Annotated in this window: 4 protein-coding genes; all 4 read right to left on the reverse strand. The window is 67.3% G+C overall.

Annotated elements, in window-relative coordinates:
* Positions 1 to 34 precede the first annotated feature (34 nt).
* The 4 genes from EX88_RS0113570 to EX88_RS23790 all read right to left on the reverse strand — a co-directional run bounded on the left by EX88_RS0113570 (position 35) and on the right by EX88_RS23790 (position 6,417).
* Positions 35 to 814, reverse strand: a complete 780-nt coding sequence (locus EX88_RS0113570; RefSeq protein ID WP_031372529.1) for a transglycosylase domain-containing protein — start codon at positions 812 to 814, stop codon at positions 35 to 37.
* A 24-nt stretch (positions 815 to 838) separates the two neighbouring features.
* Positions 839 to 1,798 carry an acetyl-CoA carboxylase carboxyltransferase subunit alpha gene (locus EX88_RS0113575; RefSeq protein WP_031372530.1) on the reverse strand — a complete coding sequence of 320 codons (960 nt, stop codon included), beginning with the start codon at positions 1,796 to 1,798 and terminating at the stop codon, positions 839 to 841.
* Between the two features lie 137 nt (positions 1,799 to 1,935).
* Entirely contained in the window at positions 1,936 to 5,460 is a 3,525-nt protein-coding gene (gene dnaE / locus EX88_RS0113580; protein ID WP_031372531.1) for a DNA polymerase III subunit alpha, read from the reverse strand.
* 327 nt (positions 5,461 to 5,787) lie between these two features.
* A complete protein-coding gene (locus EX88_RS23790; protein ID WP_152566262.1) occupies positions 5,788 to 6,417 on the reverse strand; it encodes a hypothetical protein in 630 nt (209 codons plus the stop codon).
* Positions 6,418 to 6,956 lie beyond the last annotated feature (539 nt).

Here is a 6,956-nt window from a genome sequence, read left to right on the forward strand (position 1 = left end):
TGAAACCCGCGGATGCAGCTCGCGCAAGCGGGCTTCACTGCGCCGGCTTGCAGGCGATGGGCTTGAGCCGCGTCAATTGCGCCATCGGGTCGCCGTCGATCACAGCGAGATCGGACTTGACAAGGGCGGCGACGAAACGCGTGCGGAAGTCGGCCGCATCGCAATAGGGATCGATATAGCCCGGGGTGAACATCAGACTCAAAAGCGCGACGGTCTCTGCCTGGCTCAGGCGTTTTGCCGGCGCGCCGAAATAGGCTTGCGCTGCTTCGTCCAGCCCGGTGGTGCCACGTCCGTAATCGGCGTGTTCGAGCACCATGTCGAGCATGCGCGTCGCAGGCCATTCGCGGCTGAGCCTTATGGGCAACGCGAGGCTTTGAAAATGCCGGTCGTACGAAGGCGGCTGCAATGCCTCTGCGTTCGAACCCGTGCCGTTGTCATGGACGATAGGAGGCGATGGCGGCTGTGCCTGTCGCTCGATCATGCCTCGTGTGTAATTGAAAACAATGTCGAGCAAACGCAGGTCGGCTGGCTCTTGAAGCTCCCTGCTCGGGTTGAGCAGGTAGTAACGCACCCCGAACGACGCAGCGTTAACCGGGTAGGTGATCGCATTGAATTTACGTGCCGAGACCTCGCCGCGGCCGCCCAACTGATCCCACAGCAGGGCCCGGGTGGCGTCAGGGTATTGCTGGCTCGGGCCCGGCAGTTGCCCGGGCAGATCGCGCGCGCCGTACCAATAGAGGCCTTGCAGGAACAGGCATAGCGCAGCAACCAGGGCGACTGCGCCGCCGAGCAGCCATTTGATCAGGACTTCCATGTCCGCAGTTCCGGGTTCGCTGGGTCAGGCCGCTTCGTACGCGCCGTAGCCGCGCAGGCGCTCATAACGGCGCTGCAGCAGATCTTCGATCGGCAACGGTTCCAGCGCGTCGAGTTCGTTGAGCAGCACGGCCTTCAGGCGCGTGGCCATCTGTTTGGGATTGCGGTGGGCGCCGCCGATCGGCTCGCGCACGATCTTGTCGATCAGGCCCAGCTCGTACAGGCGCTTGGCGGTCAGGCCGAGCTGTTCGGCCGCGTCCTTGGCCTTCTCGGCGGTCTTCCACAGGATCGAGGCGCAGCCTTCCGGGGTGATGACCGAGTAGGTGCTGTATTCGAGCATCAGGGTGCGGTCGCCCACGCCGATCGCGAGCGCGCCGCCGGAGCCGCCTTCGCCGATCACGGTGCAGATCACCGGGATCTTCAGTTCGGCCATTTCCAGCAGGTTGCGCGCGATCGCCTCGGACTGGCCGCGCTCTTCGGCGTCGATGCCGGGCCAGGCGCCGGCGGTGTCGATGAAGGTCAGCAGCGGCAGATGGAAACGCTCGGCCAGCTTCATCAGGCGCAGCGCCTTGCGGTAGCCCTCCGGACGCGGCATGCCGAAGTTGCGCTTGATCTTGCTCTTGGTGTCGCGGCCTTTCTGGTGGCCGATGATGACCACGCTGCGGCCGGCGATGCGGCCGAGGCCGCCGACGATGGCGGTGTCGTTGGCGAAGGCGCGGTCGCCGGCCAGCTCCTGGAACTCGTCGCACATCACCCGGATGTAATCGAGGGTGTAGGGACGCGCCGGGTGGCGGGCCAACTGCGAGATCTGCCAGGAACTCAGGTCGCGGAAGATCTGCGCGGTGCGCAGGCGCAGCTTGTCCTGCAGGGTGTGGATTTCGGCGTCGATGTCGACGGCCGGGCCGCTGCTGGCGTGGCGCAGTTCCTGGATCTTGGCTTCCAGGTCGGCGATGGGCTGCTCGAAGTCGAGGTAATTCGGATTCATGCTCGGGCCGTTGGCCGGGTTGAGGCACAGTCTAGCCCAGGGCGGGGGACCGTACCGAGAGGCATGGGAAAGGACGGAGGCGAGAAGCGAGAGCGAGAAGCCGTCTTTACTCGCTCCTCACTCCTCGCGGCTCATTTCTAGCTCTGAGCCCAGGGCTTCGACAGGGTCAGCTTGACCGCCTTCACGCCGGGCTGCGCGCGCAGGGTGCCGACCAGGTCGGCATCGACGCGCACCGACTGGGTGCCGTTGAGGTCGAGCATGCCGGCGGCGCCGTCGCGCAGCAGATCCAGGCGGATCGGGGTCGGGCCGGGGCGCTGCTTGGCGAGCAGGGCGTGGACGCGCTGCCAGGTGCCGGGCACGCGCAGGTCCAGCCGCATCGACAGGCGCTGGGCGTGGCGCGAACACACCTGCGCGTAGTCCCAGCAGCGCGCCGCGCGCAAGGCGAAGCCGCCGCTGAAAGCGTCCTCGCGCAGGCCGCCCTGGATCACCAGCAGGCGGTCGCGGGCCAGCATCGAGGCGAACTCGCTGTAGGTCTCGGAGAAGAACGCGCACTCCAGGCGGCCGCGGCCGTCCTCGATCTGCACGAACATCTGGCTGTCGCCTTTCTTGCGCAAGCCGACCACCTGGCCGGCGACGATCACTTCCAGTTCCGGGCGCCAGCCGCTGCGCGCGCTTTCCGGGCGTTTTTCCCAGATGCCTTCGAGTTCGCCCAGGTCGGTGCCGACCAGGCTGCGCAACTCGTCGCGGTACGGATCGAAGGGGTGGCCGCTGAGGTAATGGCCGAGGGTTTCGCGCTCGCCGTGCAGGATTTGCGCAAGCGGCCATTCGTCGGCCTGCGGCAGGTCCAGATGCAGCGCCGGTGCGGCCGCCTCGAAACCGCCGAACAGCGAAACCTGGCCAGCGGCGCGTTCCTTCGCGAGCTGGTCGGTGGCCTTGAGCACTTCCGGCAACTGCAGCATCAAGGTCGCGCGGTTGCGGCCAAGGCCGTCGAGCGCGCCGGCATGGGCCAGCGCTTCGAGCGCGCGGCGGTTGAGCTTGCCGGTGTCGACGCGCTTGCAGAAATCCAGCAGGTCGTCGAACGGGCCGGCACGGCGCGCTTCGACGATCGCTTCGCAGACGCCGCGGCCGACGCCCTTCACCGCGCCGAGGCCGTAACGGATCGTATTGGCGTCGATCGCCTCGAACATGTAGTCCGATTCGTTGACGTGCGGCGGCAGCACGGTCAGGCCCATGACCCGCGCTTCGTCGAGGAAGTTGACGACCTTGTCGGTGTTGTCCATGTCCGACGAACAGGTCGCGGACATGAATTCGGCGGGGTAGTGACGCTTGAGCCAGCCGGTCTGGTAGGCGACCAGCGCGTACGCGGCCGAGTGCGACTTGTTGAAGCCGTACTCGGCGAACTTCTCCATCAAGTCGAAGATCGGGCTGGCCTGCTTGGCCGGGATGTTGCGCTCGGCGCAGCCGGCCTCGAACTTGGCGCGCTCCTTCGCCATTTCCTCGGGCTTTTTCTTGCCCATCGCGCGGCGCAGCATGTCGGCGCCGCCCAGCGAATAGCCGGCCAGGACCTGGGCGATCTGCATCACCTGTTCCTGGTAGACGATGACGCCGTAGGTCGGCCCCAGCACCGGTTCCAGGCTGTCGTGCGGGTAGGTAACCTCGGCGTTGCCGTGTTTGCGGTCGACCCAGTCCTTGTCCATCCCTGAGCCCAGCGGGCCGGGACGGAACAACGCGGCGAGCGCGATGATGTCTTCGAAGGTGTCGGGCTTGGCGCGCTTAAGCAGCTCGCGCATGCCGCGCGATTCGAACTGGAATACCGCGACCGTGTCGCCGCGCGCGAACAACTCGTAGGTGGCCTGGTCGGTCAGCTCGAGCGCGGTGATGTCGAGCGGTTCCTGGCCTTCGCGGGCGCGGCGCTTGTTGATCGCGCGCACCGCCCAATCGATGATCGTCAGCGTGCGCAGGCCGAGGAAGTCGAACTTGACCAGGCCGACGGCTTCGACGTCGTCCTTGTCGAACTGGGTCACCGGGCTCTTGCCGCGGCCCTCGCCGTCGTGTTCGGCGAACAGCGGGCAGAAGTCCGACAGCGGGCTCGGCGCGATCACCACGCCGCCGGCGTGCTTGCCGGCGTTGCGGGTCAGGTCTTCGAGCTCGCGCGCCAGGTCGAGCAGGTCGCGCACGTCGTCTTCGCTGCGGTAGCGCGCGATCAGTTCGCTGGAGGCTAGCTCCGGGTTCTTGATCGCCGCTTCCGACTCGCCCAGGGCGTCGTCGAGCGAGATGCCCAGCGTGTTGGGAATCAGCTTGGCGATGCCGTCGACGAAACCGTAGGGATGGCCGAGCACGCGGCCGGCGTCGCGCACCACCGCCTTCGCCGCCATGGTGCCGTAGGTGATGATCTGGCTGACGCGGTCGCGGCCGTACTTCTGCGCGACGTAGTCGATGACCTCGTCGCGCCGGTCCATGCAGAAGTCGATGTCGAAGTCGGGCATCGACACGCGTTCGGGATTGAGGAACCGCTCGAACAGCAAGTCGTAGGGCAGCGGGTCGAGATCGGTGATGCCGAGCGCCCAGGCGACCAGCGAACCGGCACCGGAACCGCGGCCCGGGCCGACCGGGATTTCATGATCCTTGGCCCAGTTGATGAAGTCTGCGACGATCAGGAAGTAGCCGGGGAACCCCATCTTGATGATGACGTCCAGCTCGATTTCCAGACGCTCGTCGTAGACCTCGCGGGTCTTGCCCGGCGCCAGCGGATTCTTTTCCAGGCGCTTGATCAGGCCTTCGCGCGATTGCGCGCGCAGCCAGGATTCGATGGTGTGCTCGTCCGGCACCGGGAAGTCCGGCAGCGCGTACTCGCCGAGCTTGAGCTCGACGTTGCAGCGCGTCGCCAAGGCCAGGGCGTTGTCGACCGCGTCGGGCACGTCGGCGAACAGCTCGCGCATTTCCTCGGTCGACTTGACGTACTGCTCGGCGCTGTAGTCGCGCGGGCGCTTGGGGTCGTCGAGCACCCGGCCGGAGGCGATGCACACGCGCGCTTCGTGCGCCTCGTAGCCTTCGCGGTCGAGGAAGCGGGCGTCGTTGCTGGCGATCAGCGGCAGGCCGCGTTTGCTCGCGGCCTGCATGGCGAAGGCGTTGAAGGCCTCTTCGCCGTCGCGCTGGCTGCGGGTCAGTTCCAGGTGCAGGCGGTCGCCGAACACGCCTTGCCAGTCGACCAGCCAGGCATGGGCGAGTTCGACCCGGTTGCTGGCGGCGAGACGGCCGGCCAGGCTGTGACGGCCGGCGAGGGCGAACAGGCCCTGGTTGTCTTCGCGCAGCCATTCCGGGCGCAGCACCACGCCTTCGGTGCGGTGGCCTTCCATCCAGGCGCGGCTGAGCAGGCGCGACAGGGTCAGGTAGCCGCCGCGGTCGCGGCACAGCAGGGTCAGGCGCGAAGCGGTCTCGTTGCCGTCGGCCAGGCCGACGTCGGCGCCGATGATCGGCTTGATGCCGGCGCCTTCGCAGGCCTTGTAGAACTTGACCGTGGCGAAGAGGTTGTCGATGTCGGTCAGCGCGACGGCCGGTTGGCCGAGCGCGACGCAGCGTTTGACCAGTTCGCCGATGCGGATCGTCGAATCGGCGAGCGAGTATTCGCTGTGCAGGTGAAGATGAACGAATGGAGCGGACATGCGTACCGTTTCTGCGGCCGTACCGGGTGGATTCAAGCCGTGGGACGGCAAGCGGATTGCGTGCCGAACAGCAGGGTATCAGCCCGGTGGCCGGCGGCAAGCCTTGACAGGCTTGGATGGCCGCCCAGAGGTCGATCTCGCCGGGTTGCGACAAGGCCGTATTCGGTCGGCGGAGGGACGGTATCGCCTGCTGTTCAAGGGCCCGGTCATGGGCCCGTTGATTGGTCCGTTACTCGGCCGTTATTCGGCACCGTGGCGGCGCCGGCGAACCGGGCGCCGATGGCGGGCATCGGTGCCGATTCGTCGCGCCGGCGGGCCGGCCGGCGCTCAGGCGATCCGGAACACCGGTTCGGGCGAGCGTCCGTTCGCGTAGTGGCTGTCGTTGACCCGGGCGTTGTGCTGCAGCAGCGACAACTCGGCGATGCGGTCGCGGACCCAGGCCGCGCGTTGCTCGGCGTCGTCGCCGCTGGGGTGCTCGATGCGCCGGTAGATGCAGAAATCGCGGTAGTCCTCGGCCTCGGCGGCGAACGCCGGCCAGGTCAGCTCGATCAGCAGCACATCGTCGAGCAGGCCGAGCAGGGGCACCTTGTCCGGGATCAGGTCCTGGTCGTTGTCGACGTAGGCGAACAGCTTGGCTAGGCGCGCCTGCATCGCCGCGTCGCTGTCCCAGGCCGGGTCGGCGGCCATCGCGCGCAGGTCCAGCAGGCTCTGCATGCGCTCGTCGACGACGCGGCGGGCTTCGCTGGCCGGCAGCGCCGCCAGCCAGCCGGCCAGGCGCTGCAGGCGCGCGGCGTCGACGCGCGCGGCATCGGGGTGCAACTCGTGCACCAGGGCATCGAAAGCGGCGATCGCGGCGGGGGTGATCGCCATGGCCGGCTCGTAGCCGACGCGGTTGTGCGGCAGGGCGCTATCGCGCTCGAACGGCAGCGGCTCGGAAGTCGGAGTGGGATGAGGCATGCGCATGAAACACCTCGCGTCCGGCCGGATAAGAAGGGCGGGATGCGCGCCGCGGGCCGGAGGCGACGCGAACCTGGAGAGCTTGCGAATTCACTCTGCGCCTGACGGCAGTGTGGGCGCGCCGGTATGAAGTCGTTGTGACCACTGGCACGGGATGCGTATTCAGCCGATGGGCGGTCGCGGTGGCGGGAACTTCGGCGGTGTCGTCGGTTTTCGGCGGGGCCGTTGCTTCAGGGGTAGGAGCGGCGCGAGCCGCGACCGCATTTTTAACGGTTGCGGCGTTGTTCTCGGAGATGCGGGAACGTCTCGGCGTCGTTGTTTTTCACGATGCGCGGTGTTTCTCACATTGCATGAGGTTGCGGTGCGGCGTGCGGTTGCGCGGTCGCGGCTTGCGCCGCTCCTACCCTGGAGGAGCGTAGCTATCGCCGGGCTGTTGCCGTTGCTGTGCGTCGTTTCGCACTCGCGAAGGCAATCGAAGGCCCGGAGGGCGGCGCGCATGGATGCGCGCCGTTTTTCATCGGGACAGGGATGTCCCGTAT

It is taken from the genome of Lysobacter antibioticus, from assembly GCF_000731095.1.
Classification (GTDB): Bacteria; Pseudomonadota; Gammaproteobacteria; order Xanthomonadales; family Xanthomonadaceae; genus Lysobacter; species Lysobacter antibioticus_B.